Annotated in this window: 22 protein-coding genes; 8 read left to right on the forward strand and 14 right to left on the reverse strand. The window is 66.2% G+C overall.

Features of this window, described 5'->3' with window-relative positions:
- Positions 1 to 583: 583 nt before the first annotated feature.
- The 5 genes from RIE32_03825 to RIE32_03845 form a co-directional block, all read right to left on the reverse strand.
- On the reverse strand, positions 584 to 1,948 hold the full coding sequence (locus tag RIE32_03825; protein MEQ9095372.1) for a hypothetical protein: 1,365 nt from the start codon (positions 1,946 to 1,948) through the stop codon (positions 584 to 586).
- Positions 1,949 to 1,990: 42 nt separating this feature from the next.
- The gene (locus RIE32_03830; GenBank protein MEQ9095373.1) at positions 1,991 to 3,331 is read right to left on the reverse strand and encodes an MFS transporter; all 1,341 of its coding nucleotides are present in this window, start codon (positions 3,329 to 3,331) and stop codon (positions 1,991 to 1,993) included.
- 12 nt (positions 3,332 to 3,343) lie between these two features.
- On the reverse strand, positions 3,344 to 6,496 hold the full coding sequence (locus RIE32_03835) for a DNA translocase FtsK (protein MEQ9095374.1): 3,153 nt from the start codon (positions 6,494 to 6,496) through the stop codon (positions 3,344 to 3,346).
- 66 nt (positions 6,497 to 6,562) lie between these two features.
- Entirely contained in the window at positions 6,563 to 8,287 is a 1,725-nt protein-coding gene (locus RIE32_03840; protein ID MEQ9095375.1) for an aldehyde dehydrogenase family protein, read from the reverse strand.
- Positions 8,288 to 8,424: 137 nt separating this feature from the next.
- Positions 8,425 to 9,009 (reverse strand): PEP-CTERM sorting domain-containing protein, encoded by a 585-nt coding sequence (locus RIE32_03845; GenBank protein MEQ9095376.1) that lies wholly within the window; start codon positions 9,007 to 9,009, stop codon positions 8,425 to 8,427.
- Between the two features lie 216 nt (positions 9,010 to 9,225).
- Here RIE32_03845 and RIE32_03850 point away from each other — a divergent pair, with 216 nt between their 5' ends.
- From RIE32_03850 to RIE32_03865, 4 genes are all read left to right on the forward strand, one after another.
- On the forward strand, positions 9,226 to 10,758 hold the full coding sequence (locus RIE32_03850; GenBank protein MEQ9095377.1) for a YifB family Mg chelatase-like AAA ATPase: 1,533 nt from the start codon (positions 9,226 to 9,228) through the stop codon (positions 10,756 to 10,758).
- Between the two features lie 137 nt (positions 10,759 to 10,895).
- Positions 10,896 to 11,357, forward strand: coding sequence for an acetyl-CoA carboxylase biotin carboxyl carrier protein (gene accB, locus RIE32_03855; protein MEQ9095378.1), 462 nt, complete (start codon positions 10,896 to 10,898; stop codon positions 11,355 to 11,357).
- A gap of 3 nt (positions 11,358 to 11,360) precedes the next feature.
- A complete protein-coding gene (gene accC, locus RIE32_03860; protein MEQ9095379.1) occupies positions 11,361 to 12,725 on the forward strand; it encodes an acetyl-CoA carboxylase biotin carboxylase subunit in 1,365 nt (454 codons plus the stop codon).
- A 225-nt stretch (positions 12,726 to 12,950) separates the two neighbouring features.
- Positions 12,951 to 13,568 (forward strand): PEP-CTERM sorting domain-containing protein, encoded by a 618-nt coding sequence (locus RIE32_03865; GenBank protein ID MEQ9095380.1) that lies wholly within the window; start codon positions 12,951 to 12,953, stop codon positions 13,566 to 13,568.
- A gap of 93 nt (positions 13,569 to 13,661) precedes the next feature.
- Here RIE32_03865 and RIE32_03870 read toward each other — a convergent pair whose 3' ends face one another.
- Entirely contained in the window at positions 13,662 to 14,240 is a 579-nt protein-coding gene (locus tag RIE32_03870; GenBank protein ID MEQ9095381.1) for a PH domain-containing protein, read from the reverse strand.
- 34 nt (positions 14,241 to 14,274) lie between these two features.
- Positions 14,275 to 15,642: a complex I subunit 1 family protein gene (locus RIE32_03875; GenBank protein MEQ9095382.1), complete on the reverse strand. Its 1,368-nt coding sequence runs from the start codon at positions 15,640 to 15,642 to the stop codon at positions 14,275 to 14,277.
- A 116-nt stretch (positions 15,643 to 15,758) separates the two neighbouring features.
- Between RIE32_03875 and RIE32_03880 the strand changes: the two genes are divergently transcribed.
- Positions 15,759 to 16,601 carry a sulfotransferase domain-containing protein gene (locus tag RIE32_03880; GenBank protein ID MEQ9095383.1) on the forward strand — a complete coding sequence of 281 codons (843 nt, stop codon included), beginning with the start codon at positions 15,759 to 15,761 and terminating at the stop codon, positions 16,599 to 16,601.
- An 18-nt stretch (positions 16,602 to 16,619) separates the two neighbouring features.
- Here the strand turns inward: RIE32_03880 and RIE32_03885 are convergent, their stop codons facing one another.
- From RIE32_03885 to RIE32_03895, 3 genes are all read right to left on the reverse strand, one after another.
- Positions 16,620 to 17,237, reverse strand: coding sequence for a sulfotransferase domain-containing protein (locus RIE32_03885; GenBank protein MEQ9095384.1), 618 nt, complete (start codon positions 17,235 to 17,237; stop codon positions 16,620 to 16,622).
- A 151-nt stretch (positions 17,238 to 17,388) separates the two neighbouring features.
- Entirely contained in the window at positions 17,389 to 18,171 is a 783-nt protein-coding gene (locus RIE32_03890; GenBank protein MEQ9095385.1) for an isoprenyl transferase, read from the reverse strand.
- Positions 18,168 to 19,571 (reverse strand): adenylosuccinate synthase, encoded by a 1,404-nt coding sequence (locus RIE32_03895; protein MEQ9095386.1) that lies wholly within the window; start codon positions 19,569 to 19,571, stop codon positions 18,168 to 18,170. Before RIE32_03895 ends, RIE32_03890 begins: the two co-directional genes overlap by 4 nt.
- A gap of 101 nt (positions 19,572 to 19,672) precedes the next feature.
- On the opposite strand from RIE32_03895, the gene RIE32_03900 reads away from it, so the two are divergent.
- Entirely contained in the window at positions 19,673 to 19,849 is a 177-nt protein-coding gene (locus RIE32_03900; protein ID MEQ9095387.1) for a hypothetical protein, read from the forward strand.
- Positions 19,850 to 19,858: 9 nt separating this feature from the next.
- Here the strand turns inward: RIE32_03900 and RIE32_03905 are convergent, their stop codons facing one another.
- Positions 19,859 to 20,338, reverse strand: a complete 480-nt coding sequence (locus tag RIE32_03905; protein ID MEQ9095388.1) for an FHA domain-containing protein — start codon at positions 20,336 to 20,338, stop codon at positions 19,859 to 19,861.
- Positions 20,339 to 20,455: 117 nt separating this feature from the next.
- Between RIE32_03905 and hemW the strand changes: the two genes are divergently transcribed.
- Entirely contained in the window at positions 20,456 to 21,655 is a 1,200-nt protein-coding gene (gene hemW, locus RIE32_03910; protein ID MEQ9095389.1) for a radical SAM family heme chaperone HemW, read from the forward strand.
- On the opposite strand, the gene RIE32_03915 is transcribed toward hemW, so the two are convergent.
- Both RIE32_03915 and RIE32_03920 read right to left on the reverse strand, forming a co-directional pair.
- Positions 21,652 to 22,395 (reverse strand): RluA family pseudouridine synthase, encoded by a 744-nt coding sequence (locus tag RIE32_03915; GenBank protein MEQ9095390.1) that lies wholly within the window; start codon positions 22,393 to 22,395, stop codon positions 21,652 to 21,654. The genes hemW and RIE32_03915 overlap by 4 nt on opposite strands.
- A gap of 4 nt (positions 22,396 to 22,399) precedes the next feature.
- Positions 22,400 to 23,152, reverse strand: coding sequence for a 6-phosphogluconolactonase (locus tag RIE32_03920; GenBank protein MEQ9095391.1), 753 nt, complete (start codon positions 23,150 to 23,152; stop codon positions 22,400 to 22,402).
- Between the two features lie 151 nt (positions 23,153 to 23,303).
- On the opposite strand from RIE32_03920, the gene RIE32_03925 reads away from it, so the two are divergent.
- Positions 23,304 to 25,022, forward strand: a complete 1,719-nt coding sequence (locus RIE32_03925; protein MEQ9095392.1) for an ATPase, T2SS/T4P/T4SS family — start codon at positions 23,304 to 23,306, stop codon at positions 25,020 to 25,022.
- Positions 25,023 to 25,028: 6 nt separating this feature from the next.
- Here RIE32_03925 and RIE32_03930 read toward each other — a convergent pair whose 3' ends face one another.
- A complete protein-coding gene (locus tag RIE32_03930; protein MEQ9095393.1) occupies positions 25,029 to 25,637 on the reverse strand; it encodes a uracil-DNA glycosylase family protein in 609 nt (202 codons plus the stop codon).

Genomic DNA, 25,637 nt, shown 5'->3' on the forward strand with positions numbered 1-25,637 from the left:
CAGTCTCGGAAGACCTCGACGAACCCCCCACGGAGTGGCCCCCGCTGGGAGCGGGGGAGCGGGCCGATCGGCCCTCAGACGCTCCCAGAGCCGCTTCGACCCGGACAGAAACATTCCACGAGGCCGTCGGGAAGCCTTCCCGGGCTCGCCCGGAGGCTTCCGGCTCGAGCCCGGAGGCGTTCTGGGCTTGATCGGAGCCTTTCCGTTCAAGCCTGGAAGCCTTCCGGCCTTGATCGGAGCCTTCCCGTTCAAGCTCGGAAGCCTTCCGTTCAAGCCCGGAAGCCTTCCGATCAAGGCCGGAAGCCCTCCGTTCAAGTCCGGAGCCTTCCCGATCAAGGCCGGAAGCCTTCCGTTCAAGGTCGGAGCCTTTCCGGGCTTGCATCGGAAGGCCCCAAACGCGCATCGATACGGTTCCGGTTGGGGTCGGGTTGGCGGAAGTTTCGCCTCGTCGGGCGGAGCCCTCCTCGGCGAGGTAGAAGAACCTGTAGGGCGGGTAGTTTGAAGGAATGGAAGAAGGGAGAGATGCAAGGGGCGCTTCCCACGGCCCCGCTGGCGAAACGACAGAATGACTGAGGCCAGGTGCTTACGCCACCGGCTCGGAAGGAGGGGGGCCCGGCAACGAGGGATTAAATTCGATGCCGCGGATCGTTTCGATCACGGCTCCGAAGAACTCGGTCAGGCCGTCCCAGCCCACCCGGTACCACACCACCGCCAGGAACCAGAGGATGAGCCCAACGGTGAGCACGCCGCGCGTGAAGACCATGAGGCGGACGCTGTGATCGGCGACACCCATGAACCGTGGACGGCGGACCGCGAGCCGGGCGACCGGCAGCGTGAGCACGGCCAACGCGGCGTTGGCCAATTGCATCAGATTCCACCAGCCGATCGTCGGATGCACGGTGAAAAAGTCGACGATGAAGGCAAAGCGCTCGGGGATTGCGGGGAGGCCTGCGCGGACCGTGCGAACAAGGGCGATCACGCCAATGGGTAGCACGATCACGCTACCGAACGTGATGAGGCCAAACACGAGTGATACGCGGTCTTGGCTCGCAAGAGCGAGCCGCTCTTTTGCCGGAGCCTCGCCAAAGACGCGGTACTTGCCATAGAGCACGCCGATGATGCCGAGCAGAAGCACGTAGAGGTAGCTGGTGGACTTGAGGCTGAAGCGGTAAAGGAGGGCGGGAACATAAAGGCATACAACGGTAACAGGCAGTCCGACCAGCAAAAAGACATCGCCTTCGTCAAAGGTCATGCCGTGCTCCCGAAGCTGCTTCAACTCATCTGACTCGGGGAAGTAGTGCGATCTCTGCGCCCAGAATAGATCGGTGAGTGCTGTGGCCGAAAGTCTGCCGTGCAATACTCGATGCTCTCGAAGTCCTGGCAGCAACTCAGGGATGACTGCGGCGCTGTCGCACAAAGCGACCCTTTTCCAGTTCAGTGGAATCGCACAAATTGCCTGGATCGGATGCCGGAGTGAAGTGGCAATCGTGACCATGACCCTGAGTGCAGTCACAAAAAGAAGGACAGCTACAAATAGCAACACCATAGCCAGCATTGTAAAAATTCCCATGCCCGCTACGCAGAACGCACCCACAACAATACACAAGGCCAAACAAACATCGCCGTTGCTGAGCAGGATGATGCCAACCGCCAGAGATCCGATGATCATCAGCGCAGAAAAACAATGCCCAATTGATTTGGTACTTTTGAGAATGTTCCGGGAGCTCAGGCGTCTCGCCCCCTTCGCAAAGATATGTAGTGCCCACCGAGTCGACCGCGCGGTGCGCAGCAGAAGCAACGGCGCGAGCGTGACCCCGATCACGAGCGGCGCGAGCCCGACGTGCCACACCACCCAGAACGAGACCCCCACCGCCGCGACCGTCTCAACAATCGCTAGGGCGTTCACCGTTGGCTTGCCGTCCTCGTCACGGGCCTGGATCCATCGCATCCAGCGATCTTTGGCCGCCCGCTCGGCACGGGGTGGATCGCGTCAGGCTGCCGCGACACCCTGGGCCACTGGACGCTTCAGCGTCAAACTCGCGCCAGCGAGAAAAACCGCCAGCGCCGCGCACGCGGCGAGGCCGATGGTGAACGAGCCGGAATAGTCCAAACTGACCCCCAACACGACCGGGCCCAAGCCCGTGCCGGCGACGCCCAGAAAAGTCAGGAAGCCGCGGATGCTGCCGTGGTGGCGGCGGCCGAAGTAGCGGGCGACCGTTGGCACCCCCACCGCCGTGCCGATGGCCATCGCCATGCCGTACAGCGCCATCGCCGCGCACAAGAGCACGGCCGTGTCGGCGACGATGACCAGCCCCGGGCTGGCGGCCATGAGCAGCGCGGCGACCGCCAGCAGGCCGCGCGGGGGCACGCGGTCGGCCAGGTAGCCAACGGGCAGCACGAGCGCGGCGACGGCCAGGGCCCAGCTCATGCTCATCGCCGCCGAGAGGGCCGGGTCCAGGCCGCGGGCAATCAGGATCGGCTGGGCGTGGAACAGGAGCGCCGTGCCGGTGAAGCCGCTGAGGACCATCGCACCCGCGAGGATCCAGAAGGCGCGCGTCGAGATGGTCTGCTTCAGCGTGAACGCCGGATCGGGGTGCTTCGGCTTCTCGGGAGTTGCAGACTCATCGGGCTCGTGCGGCGCGGCGTCGCCGTCGATTTGCTGGCCCTTCTCTTCGGGGCGGTCGCGCAGCACGAACGCCGCCAGCGGCAGGACGATGAGCCAGACCAGGACGCCCAGCGCCGCGTAAGCCCAGCGCCAGCCGACCCATTGGATCAGCCCGATGGCGATGAGCGGCGTGAGGGCGAAGCCGCCCTGGGCGAAGACCATCTTCAGCCCGTTGATCGTGCCGAGCTTGCGCTCATACCACAAGGCCAATATGTGCCCGCTGAGCATGCTGAGCGAGCCCTGACCTAAGAACCGCAGCCCGAAGAAGCACAGCGTCAGCACGGGCAGCGAGCGGGCCTGGCCCGCGGCGATGCACGCGCCGCCGAAGAGAAGCGCGATGACGAACATCACGCGGCGCGGGCCGAACTTGTCGGCGATCGCCCCCACGAAGGTCAGCGGCATGGCGGCCGTGACGGTGCCGATGAGGTACGCCGCGCTGAGCTGGGTGGCGCTCAGGCCCAGGGTGGTGGTGAACGACTCGTTGAACTGGCTGACGACGACCGTCTGCCCGGGCGCGGTGGCGACCAGGGCGATGGTGCACGCGGCGGCGATGATGGGGCCGTAGAAGGGGCTCGGCCCGTCGGGCCGGGCCGGCAGCAGGTCCGGGGCGTCGGGCGCGGGCTTGGTTGCGTGCTCGACGGTGGACTCTGGCGGAGAAACTGGCATGAAGCGGGGAGTTTAGCGCCGCCGGCGCTTGGCCGCCCCGGCCCGGGACGCGCCCGATCGCTTGCTCACCACGCGCGGGGGGTCGGGCTCGAAGGGGGGCTGGTCATCGGCTTCGCCGTCTTCTTCCTCGTATTCCTCGTCTTCTTCTTCGTCGTCGTCTTCTTCCTCTTCGTACTCACCCTCGTCCTCTTCGGCGCCTTCCTCGTCGTCTTCTTCGTACTCGTCGTCTTCCTCGTCCGCGTCGTCTTCGTAGTCGTCTTCTTCGTCGGCGCCGTCTTCGTCCTCTTCGCCTTCCTCGTCCGCTTCCTCGTCGTCGAACTCGTCCTCGCCCTCGTCGAGCTCGTCGTCGTCGGCTTCTTCCTCGACGTCCTCGTCTTCGGTTTGGTCTTCGTCTTCCTGATCGTCCTCGGTTTCGTCCTCGCCGAGGTCGTCGCCCACGTCGTCGACGTTGCCCACCACCTCAACCTGGGCGCTGGCGTCCTCGTCGAAGGGGGCCTCGTCGAAGGCCTCGTCCTCGAAGCCCTCCAGGTCCTTGTCGTCGGGGTCCTTCGCCGCGTCCTTCGCGGCCAGGTCCTTCATGGCCGCCCATTCCTCGGGCGAGATCTTGACGTCGCGCGCGACGCTGCCCTTGTGGTCGCTGATGACCCCGGCGATGCCCATGAGGTCGATCAGCCGGCTCGCCCGCGTGTAGCCGATGGCCAGGCGCCGCTGCAACAGGCTCACGCTGCCGCGCTTGGTCTCCAGCACGATCTCGACGGCGCGGTCGAACAGCGGGTCCTTGAGGGCTCGGCGCAGGCTGGCGGAATTGTTGTTGGCGCTCTGGAGCAACCGATCGTCGTCGCTCAGGCCGCCCTCGGGCTGGCCGAGCTGCATGATCTGCCGCTCGAAGCTCGGCCCGGCGACCTCGCGCACGAACTTCACGACGCGGCGGATCTCGATGTCGTCCACCAGCGTGCCCTGGCTGCGCATCAGCTTGTGGTTGCTGGGGCTCAGGAACAGCATGTCACCCTGGCCAAGCAGCAGCTCGCCGCCCTTCTGGTCGAGGATGATGCGGCTGTCGAGCCCGCTGGCGACCTTGAACGTAATCCGGCAGGGCATGTTGCCCTTGATAAGCCCCGTGACGACGTTGGCCTGCGGGCGCTGCGTCGCCAGGATGAGGTGGATGCCCACCGCGCGGGCCTTCTGCGCGATGCGGACGATGGCGCCCTCGACCTCCTTGTTGGTCATCATCAGGTCGGCCAGCTCGTCGATGATAAAGACCATGTACGGCAGCTTGCGCGGCACGCGCGCCGCCTGCTCGTCGGTCTCGTGGCCCAGGCGCTCCTTGATCTCTTCCCAGTCCAGGTCGTTGTAGCTCGAGATGTCGCGGCAGCCGGCTTCGGCAAGCAGCTCGTAGCGCTCGTCCATCTTGGTGACGGCCCATTCGAGGATCGCCGCGGCCTTGGACATCTCGGTGACCACCGGGCACATCAGGTGCGGAATGTCCTTGAACTGGCTCATCTCGACCATCTTGGGATCGACCAGGACCAAGCGCAGTTCATTGGGCTTCTTGGTGTACAGGAAGCTCATGATGATCGTGTTCATGCACACGCTTTTACCACTACCCGTGGTACCGGCGATCAGCACGTGCGGCATCTTGGTTAGGTCGGCGATGAGCGGCTCGCCGCTGGCGTCCTTGCCCAGGAACATCGGCAGCTTCATGCCCTGGAACTTCTCGGGCCGGCCCATGAGCTCCTTGAGGCGCACCTTCTCCTTGGTGGGGTTGGGCACCTCGATGCCCACCGTGTCGCGGCCGACCTGGTTGGCGACGATGCGCACGTTGACGGCCTTGAGCGCCCGCGCGATGTCGCTGCTCACGGCGTTGACCTGGCTCACCTTCGTGCCCGGGGCCAGCCGCACGTCGTAGAGCGTGATGACCGGCCCGCTCTCGATGCCCACGACCTCGCCCTTGATGCGGTACTGGTGCAGGGCCCGCTCGAGCGCCTCGGCCCCCTCGCGCACCATCTCGTCGAGCTTGTCGTTGAAGTCTTCCTCGGGATCCTCCAGCAGGTTCAGCCCCGGGAAGCGGTAGCCCTCGACCGACACGCCCTGCAGGTCGCGCAGGTCCTCTTCCTTGGCCACCGAGCGGTTCTGGTTGGCGAACAGCACCGGCATCTTCTGGATCTTCTCGCGCAGCCGGTCCTCGCTGAACACCTGGGGCGCGCCGACCTCGTCGTCCTCTTCCTCCTCGACCTCCTCTTCGTGCTCTTCGTCCTCTTCGTCTTCCTCGTACTCCCCGTCGTCCTCGTCGAGTTCTTCCTCGTATTCCTCTTCGTCGGGGTCGATCTCGTCGTAGTCCTCGTCGTATTCCTCTTCGAGCTCGTCCTCGTCCAGCTCGCCCTCGTCGGTGGCGATGTCCTTCTCGATCCTCTTCGCCCGCGCCTCGGCCTTCTTGCGCTTCTGCACCCTGGGCTTCAGCCGCTCGTCGTCGTCGATGTCATTCGCCCGCGCCGGCACGCGCTTGACGGGCTTAAGCCTCTCGCCCACCTCGGCCAGCCATGCACCCACCGACGCCAGCACGCCGCGGAAGCTCAGCGCCCCACCGCCGGCCGTCCGCCCCAGCCATCCAGCCTGCCGCAGCAGACCCCCGCCCGCGGGCACCAGCCACCGGTCGTACGCCACGATCACGCCGATGACGCAGGCCACCAGCATCCAGAGCAGCGTGCCCGCCACGTTAAAGTGCTCGCGCAGCTCGGCCGAGCCGACGAAGCCAACCACCCCACCGGGCAGGTCGGGCAGCCGGGCCGTCGAGGGCAGCAGCAACGCCTGGACGCCCGCCCCCGCCACGGCGATGACCACCAGGCCCACGATGCGGATCAAGGGATGGTCGACCCTCGCCCCGCCGAAGTGCAGCCCGATGAGCAATGCCAGCCCGGCCAGGAACACCCACGCCCCGAGCCCGAGCGTGTAGTACGACCAGTAGGCCACCAGGGCCCCGATGCCGCCCATCCAGTTGGCCGCCGGGTCGTTGGGCGGCCAGGCCGCGAAGCCCGGCGCGTCGGCCGGATCGAACCCGATCAGGCTGGCGGCGATGAACAGCCACAGCGCGCTGACCACCAGCCATGCGATCCAACGCAGCACGGGCGCCAGAGACGCCCCTTCGTCATCCGTGACCCGAGATGCCATAGGACCAACGGTATCGGCTTGAGGGGCCTCAGCGCGGCAGTAAAGCCGCACGAGCCGCGCACCGACTCAGGCGGCCTTGGGAGGCGTGCCCGTGTCGGCTTCGTCCGCGGGCGCCCCATCCGCTTCGTCTTGCCCGCCGGTGACCAGCACGCCGTCTTCCAGGCGGGCAACGCCCAGGGGGTTCCCCGAGCGAAGTTCCTTGGGCAGCACGGCCTCGGGCGCGTTCTGGTACGACACGTCGCGGAGCCAGCGCAGTGCCGCGTCGGGGCCGACCGACGTGGCGGGCACGCCCCGGCTGGCGGGGTAGGGCCCGCCGTGCACGAGCGAAGGGCACAGCTCGAGCCCGGTGGGCGTGGCATTGAAGACCAGCCTGCCGACCCGATGCTCGAGGGCCGCCGCCAGCCGACGTCCGACGTTGCCATCGGTCGCCCCCATCCAGATCGAGCCGGTCAGCGCCCCCCCAACGGCGCTGGCCGCCGAGAGCACTCCGGCCGCATCGTCGGCGATCACCAGCAGCATGGCCGGGCCGAACACTTCTTCCCGCGCAAGCGGCTCGCGCTCGAAGATCGCGCCCGAGCACCGCATGAGGCACCCGTTGACGATGGCGGCCTTGCCGTCTTCCTGCTCGGACGAGTGAAACGAACCACCCTCAAGCCGGATGCCCTTGGTGTCCAGCAGCGCCGCGACGTCGCCCATGAATCGGGCCCGCAACCGCGGCCCGCGCATCTTCGCCGCCGGCATCTGGTCGAACATCGAGGCAAGCTGCTTGGCGAAGACCTCTGCCTCAGCGCCGCGCTGGAGCACGACCACGCTCGGACGCGTACACGTCTGGCCCGCCACGTTCACGCATGACTGGAACAGGCGTTCGGCGATCGTCGGGCCATTGGTCTCCAGGGCGCCCGGCAACACGAACACCGGATTGATCGTGCCGATCGAGGCCGACAGCATCATGCCCGGCGAACGCTGGGCGATCGAATCAGCCAGCGCGTCGGCCCCGTCCTTCGAGCCGACGAACGCCATGCCACGGATGCACGGATGCTCGACCAGGGTGTCGATCAGGGCGCCCTCTCCAGCCGAATCCGCGTGCACGAGCGTGACCAGCCCGGGCGGAGCGCCAAGCCGAACGCACGCCTCCATCGCCACGCGCGCGACCATCGCATCGGTCAACGGGTGCTCGGGGTGGCTCTTGCACAGGATCGGGCACCCCGCGGCAAGGGCCGACACCGCATCGGCACCCAGTGCACCACCCGTCAGCGGCTGATTGGCCGGCCCCAGGATCGCGACCGGACCGATCCCTCGTCGAAAGCGACGCAGGTCGGGCTTGGGCAGTGGCCGCCTGCTGGGTTCGGCCGTGTCGATGCTCGAATGGTCGAACGCACGCTCTCGCACCGCACGCGCAAACATCCGCAGCACGAGCATCAAACGCTCTCGCTCGGCCACGATGCGCACCGCACTGAACCCGGTCTCATTGGCGGCCAGTTTCACAAGGTCATCGCCCAGGCCGTGGACGGCGTCGGCGATGCCTTCGAGCAGCGCGGCGCGCTCATCGGCATCGAGTTCCATCATGCCGTGATACGCCGCCCAGGCCGCCATGGCGGCGCCGCTGATCTCCTCGGGCGTTGAGACCTCAACCTTCGGCCCCGCCGGCGTACCTGTTGCCGGACTGACGGCCTGGAAGGTCCGTCGCCCCGAGACTGATTTGGGCGCAAAGGCGGCCGGAATCATCGCCTTGGTCAGGGCGGCGAGATTCGCCTTTGAGGAATCCGGGCTGGTGGGTGTCGACAGGGCCACGCTTGTTCATCGACCGAACTGCGACTGCAATTCAGTGGCAGTCCGATATCTCATGACAAATCCGGACCGCGCAGCGAAATGCCGCCCGGGGCACCCCCCGAACGGCACACGTCAGGTCAGTTCCAAGCCAATCAGGCTCAGCGGCGGCGGCGGACCGCAGCCAGACCACCCAGGCCCAGCAGCGCCAGCGACGCAGGAGCGGGGATCACTTCGATCTGCCCGGCGCCCTCGAGGACCGTGGCGGTCACGTCGCTGCTCAGACCGGTGTCGTCCAGGTACAGGCTGTACCGGGTGGTCTCGGTCGAGAGGTCGACGGTGCGGGTGGTGAAGTCGGTCGTGCTCCAGGTGCCAGTCCAGATCAGGATCGGGTCGCTGGTATCAGCGAAGATGCTGCCAGCGGGGAACTGCAGCTGGCCCGTGACGATGTCGATCACGTCGCCGCCCGAAATGGTGCCGTCGTCTTGGCCGGGGTCGGTGAACGCCGAGGCCGGGCCCGAGAAGGCGCCGGTCGCGTCGCCGCGCAGGTTCCACTCGGCCGCCGCAAACGCGTAGAACAGGTCCGAGTCCCAATCGGCCCAGACTTCGATCGTGGCCGAAGGCTGGCTGGGGCTCACCACGTTGCTCACGCGGATGTCGTAGGTGTTGGGCTGCACGGTGGCGCTGGCCATGGCGGCCAGACCCAAAGCAGCGCCCGCGAAGGCGGCAATCTTGGTCGCAGTCATGTCTCGTCTCTCCTGACGTTGCAGTACAGAGAATGTCTCTTCCTGTGCAAAAGATACCACAAAACCGCCCGTTCGATCAACCCTTTTCCTGGATTGCAAGGAAAATTGACAAAAAAACTCGCATTATCGGGATGTTCCGAATAACCCGTATAAACCCTGCAATCGGCCGGCTCTGCCCGGTTGCCTCCACCCGCGACGAGACTACGCTCATCCCCGATGCCGTCCAAGACCCGATCATTCCTGCTCCAGGGCGTCGACGCCATGCCATGCGAGGTCGAAGTCGACCTCGATGACGCCGCCCTGGCCAAAGAGACCATCGTGGGGCTGCCCGATGCCGCCATCCGCGAGTCCATCGAGCGCGTTCGGGCCGCCATGGCAAATTCAGGCTATCAATTCCCGAACGGGCGTCTGGTCATTAATCTCGCGCCCGCCCACGTCCGAAAAGAAGGCCCGATCTACGACCTGCCCATCGCGGTAGCCCTGCTCCACGCCACCGGCGTCCTGCGAAGCCATGCACCGGACGACAGTCCGCCGCGGATGCATCGCTGCATGATCGCTGGCGAACTCGCGCTGGACGGCCGCGTCAGGCCCATCCGCGGCGTCATCGCCATGGCCGATCTCGCCAGACAGGAGGAACTCGACGCCGTCATCGTGCCAGCCGAGAACGCCGCCGAAGCGGCCGTAGCGGGGCCCACCACCTACGGCGTGCGCACGCTGGCGGAGATTGTCGGCTTGCTCAACGGCGTGCTCGACATCGAGCCGCAGTCGCCGCCCGATCTCGACTCCATGCTCCATGCTGCACGCGCACCGATCGACTTCGGCGAGGTTCGCGGCCAGGAAGCCGTCAAGCGAGCCATCGTCATCGCCGCCGCAGGGGGGCACAACGTGGTCATGCTGGGGCCCGCGGGCACGGGCAAGACCATGATGGCCCGCGCCCTGCCGGGTGTGCTCCCGCCCATGAACGCCACCGAGGCAATCGAGATCACACGAATCCACTCGGCCGCCGGAGAGTTGCCTCCCGGGCAGGGGCTCGTTGCCAGCCGGCCCGTCCGTACGCCCCACCACACCGCCTCGGCCGCGTCGATCGTCGGCGGGGGCGTCGTCCCCCGGCCCGGCGAGGTGTCGCTTGCGACTTATGGCATCCTGTTCATGGATGAACTGCCCGAGTTTCCCCGGACGGTCCTCGAAACGCTCCGCCAGCCTCTGGAAGACCACCAGGTCACCATCTCGAGATCCCGCGGCACGGTCCGGTTTCCGGCCGACTTCCTCTTCGTCGCTGCTATGAACCCGGCCCCGGGCGGGTCGGCGGGCAAGTCCGCCGCGAGCCAGAAGGCCGCCGAGCGATACCGCGCCCGCATCAGCGGCCCCTTGCTCGATCGCATCGACATCCACGTCGAAGCGCCAGCCGTTCCCTGGAAGGAACTCTCGGCAACCGGGAAGAACGAAAGCACCGATTCGGCCACCATGCGCAGCCGTGTGCTGAAGGCCCGGGGCGTGCAGGCCCAACGGCAAGGCGAAGCCACGCTCAACGGACGACTGCGGGGCAAGCAGTTGGACTCTCTGGCGCCGATGAGCGAGGCCGCCCGGGCGCTGCTGGGCCAGGCCATCGCTGAACTGGGCCTCTCGGCCCGAGCGTACGACAAGGTTCGCCGCGTCGCCCGAACCGTCGCCGACTTGGAAGGGGCCGAGGGCCTGGACGTCCAGCACGTGGCCGAGGCCGTGCAATATCGCCTGCTCGATCGCGCGTGAAGAGGGCTCCAGACGCCCTGAATTGGCCTCAGGCAGCGCCCAGTCGGTCGCCGGTCGGTATCATCGGACCTTGATGCTTCGGGCTGCGGCCGCGCTGTCGGCCGCCCCATTCGCTTCCGATTTGGAGACGTGCGCCCATGATCGATATCGACCGGCTTCGCCAACTCGTGGACCTGATGGTGGAGCACGACCTGACCGAGGTCGACGTGAGCGACGAGGATCAGTCCATCACCATCAAGCGTGGCGCCGGCGGCGCCTTCCAGGTCTCGCCCCAGCCGCAGGCGTACGCAGCGCCGCCCAGTCAGCCCCAGGCCAGCGAGAGCGCTCCCTCCAAGCCGGCGGCCCCTGCCGACGATGGGCTGGTGGCGATCGAGTCGCCCATGGTCGGAACGTTCTACTCGGCGCCCGATCCCGACTCTCCCGAGTTCGTCAGTTCGGGCGCCTCGATCTCGCCGGACAGCGTGGTGTGCCTGGTCGAAGCCATGAAGGTCTTCAACGAGATCAAGGCCGAGATGGCCGGCACGATCGAGCGCGTGTGCGTAAAGAATGGCGACGCCGTCGAGTTCGGCCAGCCCCTCTTCATGGTGAGGCCGGCCTGACCCATGTTCAAGCGAATCCTGATCGCGAATCGTGGTGAGATCGCCCTGCGCATCATCCGGGCCTGCCGGGAGTTGGGCATCGAGGCCGTCTGCGTGTACTCGCAGGCCGACAAGGACGCGCCCTATCTGCGGCTGGCCGACCGGGCCATCTGCATCGGCGCGGGCCCCTCAAAGGACAGCTACCTGAACATTCCGCGGATCATCGCCGCGGCCGAGGTCAGCGACGCGGACGCCATCCATCCCGGCTATGGCTTCCTCTCCGAGCGTGCCGACTTCTCCCAGATCTGCCGGGACTGCAACATCGAGTTCATCGGCCCAAGCCCCGAGGCCATGGGCCAACTGGGCGACAAGGTCCAGGCCAAGCGCGCCGCCAAGGCCGCCAAGGTGCCAATCTTCCCCGGCTCCGAGGGCGCCATCGAGGAAGAAGACGAGGCCGTCGAGATCGCCCGCGAGATCGGCTTCCCGGTCATCATCAAGGCCGCCGCCGGCGGCGGCGGGCGCGGCATGCGCGTCTGCCACAACGAGGCCACGCTCCGCGCCAACATCAAGAAGGCCCAGCAGGAAGCCAAGGCCGCATTCGGCGACGGCAGCGTGTTTATCGAGAAGTTCCTCGAGCACGCGCGCCACGTCGAGGTCCAGGTGCTGGGCGACAAGCACGGCCATTCGATCCACCTGTTCGAGCGCGACTGCTCCATGCAGCGACGCCACCAGAAGCTCATCGAGGAAGCGCCCGCCCCGGGCGTCGATCGCAAGAAGATCGCCTCGGTCTGCGAAAACGCAGCCAAGCTCATCCGCAACACCGGATACGCCGGTGCCGCGACGGTCGAGTTCCTGATGGACGACGAGCAGAACTTCTACATGCTCGAGGTCAACACCCGCGTCCAGGTCGAGCATCCGGTCACCGAGATGATTACCGGGGTGGACATCGTCAAGAACTCCATCCTCATCGCCGCGGGTGAAAAGCTCGGCCTGCGACAGAAAGACATCTCGGTCAACGGCCATGCCATGGAGTGCCGCATCAATGCCGAGGATCCGGCGCGGAACTTCATGCCCAGCCCCGGCCGCGTCGACACATGGGAAATGCCCGGCGGCCCGGGCATCCGCATGGATACCCACGTCGTGCCGGGATACATGGTTCCCCCCACCTACGACTCGATGGTCGGCAAGCTCATCGCGCACGCGCACGACCGCGACGCCTGCATTACCCGCATGGCCCGCGCCCTCCGCGAATTCCGGGTCGGGCCCATCAAGACGGTCATCCCGCTTCATCTGCGGCTGCTCGAGCACAGCACGTTCAAGGACGAGGCCGTGGACATCCACTACCTCGAACGGGCACTCAAGCAGGATCTCCTCGGCCCTGTCGGATGACGCGCGAGACCACGTCTCATAACCATCCAAACAGAACGCAAAAACGGACCTTGGCCAGTCCGAGATCCAAAGAGTCCGCCCATTCTTAGAAAAAAAGCTCGCATTGAGTGAACATTCCCGTTACCGTAATGCGAGTGTGGGGCCGGCTCTGCCGGCTCCGAAGTTGTTCCTCGTGTGGGCGAGCCATCGCGGGCTCGCACAACTCCTAGGAAGAGGGTAGAAGACATGCGCAACGTGATGACCGTGATCGCTCTGGCCGGTGCCGCTTCGGTGGCCGCCGCCCAGTCGACCGTGTATTTCTCGGACTTCGAGGCCGACGGTGGCGGCTGGACCGCCAGCGGCGTCAACGGCGACTGGGAGCGTGGCTCCCCGACCGGCGTGACCGGCACCAGCCTCGGCGGCTCCGGCGGCGCCGAGCCCACCGGCGGCTTCAGCGGTGACTTCGTCTGGGGCACCGTCATCGGTGGTCTCCACGGCGTCGGCAGCGACGAGCAGCTCAGCCAGAACTTCGACTTCAGCGGCCTGACCGACGTCAGCCTCTCCTTCCAGGAGTGGATCCTGACCGGTAGCTCGGCGTTCGACATGGCTTCGGTCATCGTCAACGGCGACGAGCTCTACCTGAGCGACGGCAACTCGGGCGAAGCCTGGCGTGAGGTCGTCCTCGACCTGAGCGCCTATGACGGCCAGAGCAGCGTCGACATCACCTTCAACTTCACCTCGACCACCGTCGTCGAGCGCATGGGTTGGTACGTCGATGACGTCGCCATCACCGCCATCCCGGCTCCGGCCAGCCTGGCCCTGCTGGGCCTCGGTGGCATCGCTGCCGTCCGTCGCCGCCGCTAGTCCGGCTTCCGGCAATCACGCCGGCAACAAGGCAATTGCAAAGCCCGGCCGATCTGGCCGGGCCTTTTCATGCGCCACACTCGTTCGTCCGGCTCAGATGTCGTCGCGATGCTCCAGCAACTTCTCGATGCGGTGAAGCGAGGCGCGGATGTCGGTGAGCACCGCCGTCGACTCGGCGGGCATCGTCGCGGCCGGCATCTCAGAATCAGCATTCGATCGCCGCGAGCGCCCCTCCGAAAGCTCATCGCGCTGATCGAGCACGGCCTCGCGGAAGCCCGGCGCATCGACGATACCGATCAGGCTCACCAGGTGCCCCCCCGGCCCCGCACTCTGGCCCGCTGTCTCGACCTTGAAGCCGTGCAAGCCCATGGCTCGCATGATGGGCCCCTGGATCATCTGAAGATCGGTGATCTTCTCAAGCGGGACGGTGCTCTCCACGCGGTTGAGCCAGCCCTTGCGGATCTCGAGCGTGCGCTCGGTCAGGGTGCAGCTCAGCCGTTCGATGTACTTGTCGATCAGGAGCTTCCCGACGAAGAAGTACACGACCGCTAGCGGGATGGTGACGATGCACACCACCAGCACGATGACGCCGCTGATCAAGTAATAGCTCGAGAGCTTCGGATCGAAGCTGGCCTCGCGAAGGACCCGGTGCCGGCGTGATGGCTCGCTCATGCCCGAGCATAGGCCATACCGCCCAGCGAGCGATTCAGCTTGGCTGCACGGTCCCCTGGACGGGACGGTCCTCTCGGGCCATCGGATCACTCGGGGCGTGATCGACTCGCTCACCGGGCAACGGGTTGAACCTTGAGCCCAGCATCTGGATCTTGCGATTGGGGTTGTACGCCGGCAGGCGACCCACCACGAACCACAGCACCGCGGCCAGCACCAGGTTGCCCCCAAACATCATAACCGGGTGGGCCAAGCCCTGGGGGATGCCGAAGAAGACCGCCACCGACGTCAGCACCAGCACCACCAGCGCGAGCGGGATCATGCCCTGCCAGGCCGAGCTCATGACCTGGTCGTACCGCAGACGAGGCACCGTCCACCGCACCAGCATGATCAGGAACACCAGCGCCCCGACCTTGGCAAAGTACACGCCCAGCTTGGCCAGCACCGCCAGCAGACCCGTCGCACCGGTCGCCGTCAGGGGATCGCTCAGGCCGGGCACGGGCGAGAGCGTGAAGCCACCCAGGAACAACAGGGCGAAGAACGCCGCGCTCACCGCCACGTGGCTGTACTCGGCCAGGAAGAACAGAGCGAACCGCATGGAGTTGTACTCGGTGTGGTAGCCGCCCACCAGCTCGCTCTCCGCCTCGGCGTTGTCAAACGGGGTCCGGTTCGACTCGGCCAGCATGGCGATGAAGAAGATCAGGGCCGCAATGGGCTGGCTGGCGATCAACCACCCGTTGGTTTCCTGGTAGGCGATGATGTCCATCGGCAGCAGGCTGCCCACCATCACCAGCACGCACAGAAGGCTGATGCCCAGCGGCAGCTCATAGGCCAGCATCTGGGCCGTCGCCCGCAGGCCGCCCAGGAACGAGTACTTGTTGTTGCTGGCCCAGCCGCCCAGGGTGATGCCGTACACGCCCAGCGACGCGATGGCGATCATGTAGATCACCCCCACGTTCACCGGCAGGGCGGCGATCTGCACCACCCCACCCTCGACCGGCAGGTTCAGGAAGGGAATCGTGAAGCTCGGGCACTCCCACAGCCCACCCCACGGGATGATGGCGAAGCCGATCAGGGCAGGGATTACCACGATGCCCGGGGCCAGCGTGAACAGCACCTTGTCCACCTTGCCGGGCGTGTAGTCCTCCTTCAGCATGAACTTGATGCCGTCGGCCAGCGGCTGGCCCAGCCCCAGCAGCCGGGGCCCCTTAAGGAACTTCAGGAACGGCAGCCCCAGATCGAAGCCCGTGCGGTTGGGCCCGATGCGGTCCTGGATGTACGCCGAGATCTTCCGCTCGGCGTACGTGAAGTACCCCGCCCCGGCCAGCAGCACGTGGACCATGACGGCATACACCGTGACGCTGACGATGAGCTGGGCGGATATGAAGGAGAGCAGGTCGGTCATGGGAGGCGATGATAGACGGGATCTCGCCGGTGGATTGGCCCGGCGTCGCCACCGATCCGGGGCCTCGCATAACCTCTCCTCATCGCCGCAGTCCAGGACAGCATCGGAGGCTGAACATGCCGACCCAAGGCAATGACCGCATGACGTGGATCAGTTCCTACCCGAGATCCGGCAATACCTGGGTCCGGTTCCTGATCGTCAACTGCCTGGTCGACCACGAGTTTGATTGGGACACGGCGATGAATGCCTTCGCATTCGAGCTCTACTACTACCTCGAGCGGATGCGAGACGATGGCTGGTCGAAGCAGGACGTCATCGACAAGCTCAAGAGCGTGGTCAAGGACCAACCCACCGCTGGCATGTTTGGCGACACCGTCTACATGAAGTCTCATAATCGCTGGAGCGATGATCACCCATTTGCGGAGTACACCGACAGAGCGATCCTCATCGTTCGGAACCCGCGCGACGTGCTCCTGAGCGGCGCCAACTACCACAACCTGATGGTCGATCCGGACACGCCCGCGGTGGAGTATGCACGCGAGTTTATCGAACACGGCGGCGACCCGCGGTGGATCCGAAATGGCTATGGCACGTGGTTCGAGCACTATCAGTCGTGGACGAACGCGAGCTTTCCTGTACACGTTGTGCGATACGAGGATCTGAAGTCCGATCCCATCCAGCCACTCATGGCGATGTGCAAGTTCCTCGGTTTCGAAGTCTCAAAGGAAGACGCCGCCAGAGCAGCCGAGCGTACGAAGATCGCCAAGCTTCGGGACGTGGAGCACAAGGCGCGCCAGGCCGGTCGAATCACCGACTTCAACGCCGGCTTCAACTTCTTCAACAAGGGCAAGAGCGGCCAATCGCTCGATGATCTCGAGCCCGGCCTGGACGAGAAGTTCGATCGGGCCTTTGCCGAGCAGATGGGGGCAACGGGCTATTCGCCGCGAGCTCGCGTCTGATCCGCTGACGCCGCTTCGCTACCAGTTCAGGTCGCTCTCGTACCCGGTCTCGATGAGCGTCTGACCGTACATCGACTTGAAGGCGTCCTTCACGCGGTCGGTGAAGTGGTTCTGCCAATCCCCGGCTACACCCTTGCGATGGTGCTCGCGCACGCTCTCGACGCCGCGTGCCCGACCCGTTCGTGCCTGGAAGCTCTCCGCTTCGATCGCCACCCGCCGCACAACAATGTCTGAATCGAATCCGGCGAAGTCGAAGATTTGATTGAACTGGCCGACCTCGTCGGCCACGAGATCTTCGTATCGAATGATGAGCTTGCGACATTCCGGCTTATGCAGCCAACTCCGCTGGATGTCGGCCATGCCACGCAGGCGCTCGCGAATTACGAACAGCAGCCCTTCTTCCATGCTCAAGTCGTCGAGCGTCCTGCGGCTCTCTGCGACCGCGTCATTGATGACGCCGTGGCTGTACTTCATGCTGAAGTACCACGAGACGGCGGCATCACGCAGATCTCGGATGACGACCAGGTGACGATGATGGGGGCGGGGCGTGACCTGCTGATCAAACCACTGTGCGGCCATATATACCGGCGTATACACCGCGCCCTGCCGGAGCACGTCGTCGCGTACGTTCGCCATGTCACCATCCGCAACGACGATGCGATCGGAAACGAGTCGGTTGAGAACGCCACGAACCCACTGGCTTCCGGATTTCCAGTGCGTGATGTGGAAGACGATGTCGTCAGGGGGCGCCTTCGGCAGCGTTGGTGCAGTACGAGCAGTACGCGACCTACGAAGTGGAAATTTCGGAATCCAACTGCGCATCCGTCTTCCCAAACCTCCGCACCCGCCCAGCATAGTCCCTGACCGCTTCATCGAATCGGTCCGCCCCAAACTCGGGCCACGACGCGTCGCTGATGTACAACTCGGCGTAGCTCACCTGCCACAGCAGGTAGTTGCTCAGCCGCCGCTCGCCCGCGGTGCGGATGAGCAGGTCGGGGTCGGGCAGGTCGGCCGTGTACAGGTGCCGGGCGATCGTCTCCTGGTCGATGTCCAGGTGGCGAATCTCGCCCGCGGCGGCCTTGGCCGCGATGGCACGCGTGGCGTCGACGATCTCGTCGCGGCCGCCGTAGTTGAGCGCCAGGGTCAGGTTGGCCCGCGTGCCGCCGGCGGTGATGGCCTCGACCTTCTCGATGGCAGATCGCACCTCGTCGGGCAGCCCCGCGCGGCGGCCGATCACGCGAAGGCGGATGCCCTCCTCGGCCAGCCGCTCCGCCTCGCCGTCCAGATACGCCACGCACAGCAGCATGAGCTGGGACACCTCGTCGGCCGGCCGCTTCCAGTTCTCGCTCGAAAAGGCGTACAGCGTCAAGTGGGTCACGCCAAGCTCGCCCGCACGCTCGACGACCTCTCGCACGCGGACGGCTCCCTCGCGGTGCCCCCAGATGCGCGGCAGCCCCTGGGCCTGGGCCCACCGGCCGTTGCCGTCCATGATGATCGCCACGTGCCTGGGCACGCGAGCCGGGTCCAGGCCCAGCGGGTGCTCGCTCGCCTTGGTCGCCGTCGCGCTCATGCCTGCGGTACGCCCCGCTGGAGGTTCAGGATCGTCTGCTCGCGGTCGGGCCCCACGCCCACGAACGCCACCGGCACGCCCAAAGCCGTCTCCACGCGCTCGATCAATGCCTGCGCCTGGGCCGGCAGGTCCGACACGCTCCGGCAGCCGCTGACGTCCTGCGAGAAGCCGGGCAGATTCTCGTACAAGGGCGTGGCCCTCGCCAGGTCGGCCGCATCGGGCAAGAAGCGGTCGGTCTTGACGCCATCGACGTCGTACGCGGTGCACACCTTGATCTCGTCCAGCCCGCTCAGCACGTCGAGCATGGTCATCGCCACGTGCGTTACGCCGTTGACCATGGCCGAGTACCGCAACGCCACCAGGTCGAGCCAGCCGATGCGGCGTGGGCGGCCGGTGGTGGTGCCATACTCGCCGCCGCGATCGCGGATGGTCTGGGCCAGCTCGCCCTCGATCTCGGTGGGCATGGGCCCGAGCCCGACGCGGGTGGTGTAGGCCTTCATCACGCCGATCACGCCCGAGAGCATCCGACCGGGCACGCCGCTGCCAGTCGCGATGCCCAATGCCGAGCAGTTCGAGCTGGTGACGTAGGGATACGTGCCGTGGTCGATGTCCAGCAGCGTGGCGTTGCCGCCCTCGAACAGCACGCGGCCGCCCGCGCCGAGCGTCTCGTGCAACAAGTAGGTCGTGTCGGCCACGTTGGGGCGCAGCCGCTCGGCAATGGGAACCAGTTCGGCCAGGATGGCGTGGGGATCCATCGGCGCTTCGCCCGCTGCCACGCTGGCGCGGTTGTGCAGGCTCGTGGCGAGCTTCACGCGGTCGGCCAGGATCGGGCCGCCTCGGATGACGTCGCCCATGCGCACCGCCGACATCCGCATGGCCTTCTCGGCATAGGTGGGCCCGATGCCACGCTTGGTCGTGCCGATGGCGGTGGTGCTGGCGCCCTCGGCCCGTGCCAGTTCCTCCATCGCGGTTTCCAGGCGCGCATCCATGGCCTTGTGGTAGGGCATGACCACGTGTGCGCGGCTGCTGACCACCAGGGCCGAGGTATCGATGCCACGGGCCTGGAGGGCGTCGAGTTCCTTGACCAGTTGGTGCGGATCGACGACGGCGCCGTTGCCGATCACGGCCTTGGTACCCGGATGCAGGATGCCCGAGGGGACCAGGTGCAGCGCGTACTTCTGCCCGCCCACGACGATGGTGTGGCCAGCATTGGCGCCGCCGTTGTAGCGTGCCACCGCGTCGAAGCCCGGGGCCAGCAGGTCGACGTACTTGCCCTTGCCCTCGTCACCCCACTGCAGCCCCACCACTGCCGCCGCCCGTCCCGTGGGGCACAGCGCGTGGGCCACGGCGGATTGGGAGCCCGACTGGACGTCAGAGGCAATAGGGGATTGTCCTGGCATGGTGCTCCTGTCGGGCAAAATCACCGGATCACGCCGATTGAAGCGAGTCGGCCAACGGGCCGATGGATCCGTAACCAAACCATATGGATGGGCGGGCACCAATGGCAGATAAAAAAGACGGCATCCGCATCATGTGCCCGAACCTGACGTGCCGCAAGATCCTGGCGGTCCCGTCCACCGCGCGCGGCAAGACCGTTCGGTGCAAGGCCTGCGGCATCGCGATCCGGGTTCCCGTGAAGAAGGAAGAGGGCGGCGCCAACCCACGCAAGACCGCGTGAGCGTCACGCTCAGAGCTTGGGGGCGTCTTCGTCGTCGTCGTCGTCGAAGTCAAAGTCCGAGAACAGATCCTCGTCTTCGTCATCGAGCACCGAGCCCTGCCCGACCTGCTTGCTGGCCTGGGGCTGGCTGCGGGGCTGCTCAAGTTCACTGGGGGTGCCCTGCTCGATGGCGGCGTCGTTGTCGATGCTGGCCGGGTTGCCATCCACGCGCAATACCATGAACGCCGGCCCGATTTTCATGACGTCGCCGGGCACCATCTCGGCCTCTTCGACCTGCAGGCCATTGATGAACGTGCCGTTGCTCGACCCCAGGTCCTCGACCGAGAGCCCGCCATTGCTGTTGGGCTCGACGCGGCAATGCTCCCTGGAGACCTCGGCCACGGGGATGCGCAGGTCGCAATCCTCCTCGCGGCCGATGATGCGGGCACGGGAAACGGCGAAGGGGCGTTGCTCACCATCGGACGTCACGAGCACGAGTTCGATCGACACGGCGTACACTCCTGCTTGCGGCCACGTCTTCGGGCCCGAGCCTGTTCCCACTGACCCCGCTTGGGGGCTGGAACGATTGCGTCTGGCCCGACGCCGGGCCAACACCTGGTGGCAGAAGTGGACCGTACCCCGATCACCGTCGCCGGGCAACGCCAGGGTGCGACCCATCCGTTGGAATCATTGCACCCCGATGAGACGGCGTCGGCACCCGTCCAAGCCCTGTACATCCACGTACCGTTCTGCTTCCACAAGTGCCACTACTGCGACTTCTACAGCCTTGTGGACACCCGCGATCGGCAGGGCCCCTTTACTGACCGCCTGATCGCCGAACTCGCCCATATCGCCCCTTTCGCCGGCCCGCTCATTAGCATCTTCGTTGGCGGCGGCACCCCCACGTTGCTCCGACCCGACCTGTGGCGGCAGATTCTGGCGTGCCTGCACGAGCACTATGAACTGGCCGACGCCGAGTTCACGGTCGAGTGCAATCCCGAGACGGCCACGCCCGAACTGCTGGCGGTGCTTGCAGCCGGCGGGGTCAACCGCATCAGCATCGGGGCGCAGAGCTTCAACCCCGCGCACCTGAAGACCCTGGAACGCTGGCACGATCCGGCCAACGTGGGCCGCGCGATCGAATTGGCGCGCTGCGCCGGCATTTCGCGCCAATCGGTGGACCTCATCTGCGCCATCCCGGGCCAGACGCTCGACGAGTGGGAGGCGGACCTCACACAGGCGGTCATGTTCGGCGTGGAACATCTCAGTTGCTATGCGCTGACCTACGAGCCCAACACCGCGATGACCGCGCGGATGGAGCGCGGGCAGTTCGAGCCGGCTGACGAAGATCTTGAGGCCGACATGCTGCAACTCACGCTCGACACGCTCCGCGCGCACGGATACGACCGCTACGAGGTGAGCAACTATGCCAGGCCCAACGCCGAATGCCGGCACAATCTGGCGTACTGGCGGCAGGACCAGTGGCTCGCGGCGGGGCCATCGGCCAGCGGACTCGTCGCCGGCTGGCGGTGGAAGAACGTGCCCCGACTCGATTCGTATCTGGGCGCGCCGGGCGACCGTGGCCTGCCTCCCGCCATCGACGTCGAGGCCCCGGATGCTCGCCGGGCGATGGCCGAGCGGATCATGACCGGCCTGAGGCTGCGCGAGGGCATCGACGCGGCATCGCTCCCTGACAAACTGCACGCCGAGGCGCACCGGCAGCGTGATGGTGGTAATCTGGTGATCGACGGCGATCGCTGGCGGCTGACCGATCAGGGCATGATGCTCGCCGATGGAATCGCGGCTGAGTTGATGTCGCTGCTCTAGGCCTCTTCGCGCACGACGCCGGGCTTGTTGAGGCCGATGCGCTTGAGCGTAGCGATGAAGTCTCGCGGCAGGGGCGCGTGCACGTCGACCTGCTGGCCGGTCAATGGATGCACGAATGCGAGGCGGTGGGCGTGCAGCATCATTCGGCTGGCGGCGTCGGCCACGGTGGGATTGGCGTACAGGTCGTCGCCCAGGATGGCGCAGCCGATCGACGCCAGGTGCACCCGGACCTGGTGCAGGCGGCCGGTGATGGCCCGGCATTCGAGCAGCGCGGCGGCGGGGTTCTGCTCGACCAGGCGGTAGGCCGTCAGGGCGGGCTTGCCGCTGCTTGCGATGCGAGCGAGCTTCTTGTCCTTCTGCTCTTCCAGGATGGGGCGGTTGATGGTGCCGGTGGGCAGCTTCGAGGGGGCGCGGCGGGTGATGGCGTAGTAGAACTTGGCAAGCTCGCGCTTGCGGAAGAGTTCGGCCAGCGCGTCGTAGCTTTCGGTCGAGAGGGCCACCAGCAACAAGCCGCTCGTGGGCTTGTCCAGCCGGTGCATCATGCCGAACTCGCGGGAGCGGCCGACGTTCTGGAGCCTGGCGCCGTACTGGGCGAACAAGCCGTTGAGCAGCGTATCGCTGGCGTGGGCCTTCCCCGGCACGGTGGCCAGGCGGGCGCGCTTGTCGACGACGAGCAGGTGCTCGTCTTCGTAGCGCACCTTGAACGTGACGCGCTCGTTGGGCTCGATGCTCAGGTTCATGGGCCTACCACCGATCCTGCGGGTTGGCGTCGTGATCGACGTACCAGCGTGTGTGCCCGCCGAGCAATTCGGGCACGGGCGAGCGTTCGCCCGAGGCGACCTGCTGCAACGCGGGCGCAACGTGCTTGCCAACCGCCAGCACGCCCATGAATCGGCTGCCTGCGAGCATGCGCTCGGTCAGGGTGACAGATTCATCGGGAAGACGCACGGCCAGGCGGTCTTCGCGGCGGGCGTGGCGGGAATCCAGGCGCCCGGCGATGCCATCGGGCCCGAGCCCAAGGACGGCCATGTCCAGCCGGTCGTGCCCCGAGGGCCGGGCGCCCAGGTGCTTCTGGAGCTCGCGCTCGTACTCGGCGTCGGCTGCGGGGCGGAATGCGGAGATGCCGTGCACCTGATCCCTTGGAATGCCCGAGTGGCCGATGATGAGGTCTCGCAGCAGGCCGTAGACGCTCTGCGGATGATCGTGGGCCACCGGCTGTTCGTCGATAGTCCAAAGGTGTGTATCGCGCCAGGGCAGGGCGCGGTAGGCCGGGTCGGTCATGAGCTCCCTGCACAGTCGTTCGAGCAACTTGAGGGTGCTGCCACCCGAAACCGCCAGATGGAAGCTCCCGAACTCCCTGACGCAGGCGGTGGCCTGCAGGGTCATATCGCTCGCGATGGCGGCCAGAGCGTCTTCAACCGAGGCTTCGAAGGCGACCGAGTCGCGCAGCGCGGGCGGCGTTGGGTCCTTCTCGAGTTCGATGGGCGGGAGTTCCACGGGGCATTGTCGCCTACCAAGACCCATAAAGCCACACCTGGGCCCGGGTCACGCACGCAACCTGTTGGTTGTAGACTGGTAGGAGACCGGGCCCTCGGGGAGGGCACGGCGGCTCGAACCACGCCGCCGGCACGAGGAGCAGCACCGCATCATGGCATCGGACACCCCAAGACTCGTCCTGCGGCCCCAGGGCTGGCAGGGCCGAACCCACACGCTGGATGGCCGGGAGATCACCATCGGCCGGCATCCATCCAACACGGTTCGGCTGGCCGACGAAAAGGCCAGCCGGCACCACTGTGCCGTTCGGACGGACGTGACGGGCCGCTACCTGGTGGTCGATCTGGACTCTCGCAACGGCACCCGCGTCAACGAGGTCAAGGTCCAGCAGTCGTACCTGGATGAGGGCGATGTGTTGCGGGTTGGCGGGCACGAGTTCGTGGTCGAACTGGTTGCCGGCGGCGCCGAGGAAGAAGGCGGCAGCGGCGACTCGGCCACGGCCACGGCGACCCGGACCAGCCGCAAGAAGCGCGGGAGTTCGACGTCCGCCGCCAAGGCAACCTGGGCCAGGGAGATCCGCCGGACGATCGAGAGCCTGCCGCCGGCCGGAGAAGTCATCGAGGACGTGGTGATCCTGAATGCGTCGGGGGAGCGGACCGGAGCCTTGAAGGGCGAGAGCCCCGGGCCGGTGGCCGTCCGACTGCTGTTGTCCAGCGCCGACAAGAGCCGGGCGACGGACATTCATTTGGAGCCTCGCGGCGAGACGTACCAGGCGCGGCTGCGCGTGGACGGGCAGATGGTGCCCCTGGCCGAGTTGCCCAGCAGCGCGGGCGTGCTGGCGTGCAACCTGATCAAGACCGCGTGCGAGCTCGAGGTCTCGGGCAAGCAGGCCATCCACGACGGCACCATGTCGGCGATCTTCGAAGGTCTGGGCGAGGGCGGCGGCGACCGGCGGGTGGAGTATCGCGTGAGCTTCACGCCGGCCGTGGGCGGGCAGAAGCTGGTGATGCGCGTACTCGATGGTCGGGGCGTGCCGCACTCGATCGACAGCCTGGGGCTGGCGCCGTACATGCAGCCGCGCATCCGCAAGGTGGTCGGCAAGGACGCTGGCATGCTGCTTGTGTGCGGCCCCACGGGCAGCGGCAAGACGACCACGCTGCACAACTGCGTGCGCGAGATCGACCGCGAGCGCAAGAACGTCATCACCATCGAAGACCCAGTGGAGTACAAGCTGTCGGGCGTCACGCAGATTCCCGTGGACGACAAGCAGGGACTGGGCTTCAGCGGATTGCTGCGCAGCGTGCTGCGGCAGGACCCCGACGTGATCCTGGTGGGCGAGATCCGCGACGAGGAGACGGCGCGGACGGCCATGCAGGCGGCGATGACCGGGCATCTTGTTTTCTCGACCGTACACGCTAAGGACACGGTGGCGGCGATCTTCCGGCTGCTGGATCTGGGGGTTGAGCCCTACCTGGTCGCCAACGCGCTTGACCTGGTGCTGGCCCAGCGGCTTGTGCGCGTGCTGTGCACGAACTGCCGGCGCGAGGTGCCGCTGAGCCCGGGTCAGGCGAGCAAGCTCGGAGCCACGCTCAGCAAGCACTCGGGCTCGTCGAGCAAGGCTAACCACGTCTATACGCCCACGGGTTGCGCGCGATGCTTGCGAACGGGCTTCGTCGGGCGGCGGGCGATCTTCGAGCTTCTCGAATTCAATGATGCGCTGCGTGACATCGTGCTGCGCGAGCCCTCGATCCAGGCGATCAAGAAGGTGATCGAGGCCGACCTGTTCACCACGCTGCGCAGCTTCGGCCTGCGACTGGCGGCGCAGGGCGTGACGAGCCTTGAAGAGGTCGATCAGGTGGCGGGCGAGGAGTGATCGCCGTCAGCTATTCAAGATCGCTGCGACCCTCGCTTGCAGGGCGGGTACGACGTCTTTGATGAACCAGGGATTGCGTGCCAGCCATCGGTTGTTGCGTGGCGACGGATGCGGCAGCACGATCTTCTCGGGAAGCAAGTCCGCGGATGATTGGACGGCCTGGGTGAGATTGTCGTAGCGATCGCCGAGTTCGTATCCGAAGGCGTACCGGCCGATGAGCACCGTGAGTTCAATGTGTTGCAGGCTCGTGCGCAGCTTGCCGTGCCATGCTGGCGCGCACTCGGGGCGAGGGGGCAGGTCTCCGCCAGAACCGGCTCCCGGATAGCAGAAGCCCATGGGCAGGATGGCGAACCTGTTGGCGTCGTAGAACACTTGCTCGCTCACGCCCAGCCACTCGCGAAGGCGCTGGCCGCTCCGATCGCTCCAAGGGGTGCCGCTGGCGTGGGCAACCGAACCGGGCGCCTGTCCGATCAACAGTACCCGCGCGTTCGCGCTTGCCTGAAGGAGGGGTCTCGGCCCCAGCGGCAGGTGTTCGGCACAAAGCGTACAGGCCCGAACTTCGCGTATCAGCACATCGAGACGCATGGGCGACTCCAGATCCAAAGAAAGCCCCAT

The sequence above is a fragment of the Phycisphaerales bacterium genome, assembly GCA_040221175.1.
Lineage (GTDB): Bacteria > Planctomycetota > Phycisphaerae > Phycisphaerales > UBA1924 > JAHCJI01.

Bases quoted from the DNA above. Each gene is read 5' to 3' on its own strand.
- RIE32_03825 (MEQ9095372.1), bottom strand. From the start codon at position 1,948: ATGCGATGGATCCAGGCCCGTGACGAGGACGGCAAGCCAACGGTGAAC.
- RIE32_03830 (MEQ9095373.1), bottom strand. From the start codon at position 3,331: ATGCCAGTTTCTCCGCCAGAGTCCACCGTCGAGCACGCAACCAAGCCC.
- RIE32_03835 (MEQ9095374.1), bottom strand. From the start codon at position 6,496: ATGGCATCTCGGGTCACGGATGACGAAGGGGCGTCTCTGGCGCCCGTG.
- RIE32_03845 (MEQ9095376.1), bottom strand. From the start codon at position 9,009: ATGACTGCGACCAAGATTGCCGCCTTCGCGGGCGCTGCTTTGGGTCTG.
- RIE32_03850 (MEQ9095377.1), top strand. From the start codon at position 9,226: ATGCCGTCCAAGACCCGATCATTCCTGCTCCAGGGCGTCGACGCCATG.
- accB (MEQ9095378.1), top strand. From the start codon at position 10,896: ATGATCGATATCGACCGGCTTCGCCAACTCGTGGACCTGATGGTGGAG.
- accC (MEQ9095379.1), top strand. From the start codon at position 11,361: ATGTTCAAGCGAATCCTGATCGCGAATCGTGGTGAGATCGCCCTGCGC.
- RIE32_03865 (MEQ9095380.1), top strand. From the start codon at position 12,951: ATGCGCAACGTGATGACCGTGATCGCTCTGGCCGGTGCCGCTTCGGTG.
- RIE32_03870 (MEQ9095381.1), bottom strand. From the start codon at position 14,240: ATGAGCGAGCCATCACGCCGGCACCGGGTCCTTCGCGAGGCCAGCTTC.
- RIE32_03875 (MEQ9095382.1), bottom strand. From the start codon at position 15,642: ATGACCGACCTGCTCTCCTTCATATCCGCCCAGCTCATCGTCAGCGTC.
- RIE32_03880 (MEQ9095383.1), top strand. From the start codon at position 15,759: ATGCCGACCCAAGGCAATGACCGCATGACGTGGATCAGTTCCTACCCG.
- RIE32_03885 (MEQ9095384.1), bottom strand. From the start codon at position 17,237: ATGGCGAACGTACGCGACGACGTGCTCCGGCAGGGCGCGGTGTATACG.
- RIE32_03890 (MEQ9095385.1), bottom strand. From the start codon at position 18,171: ATGAGCGCGACGGCGACCAAGGCGAGCGAGCACCCGCTGGGCCTGGAC.
- RIE32_03895 (MEQ9095386.1), bottom strand. From the start codon at position 19,571: ATGCCAGGACAATCCCCTATTGCCTCTGACGTCCAGTCGGGCTCCCAA.
- RIE32_03900 (MEQ9095387.1), top strand. From the start codon at position 19,673: ATGGCAGATAAAAAAGACGGCATCCGCATCATGTGCCCGAACCTGACG.
- RIE32_03915 (MEQ9095390.1), bottom strand. From the start codon at position 22,395: ATGAACCTGAGCATCGAGCCCAACGAGCGCGTCACGTTCAAGGTGCGC.
- RIE32_03925 (MEQ9095392.1), top strand. From the start codon at position 23,304: ATGGCATCGGACACCCCAAGACTCGTCCTGCGGCCCCAGGGCTGGCAG.
- RIE32_03930 (MEQ9095393.1), bottom strand. From the start codon at position 25,637: ATGGGGCTTTCTTTGGATCTGGAGTCGCCCATGCGTCTCGATGTGCTG.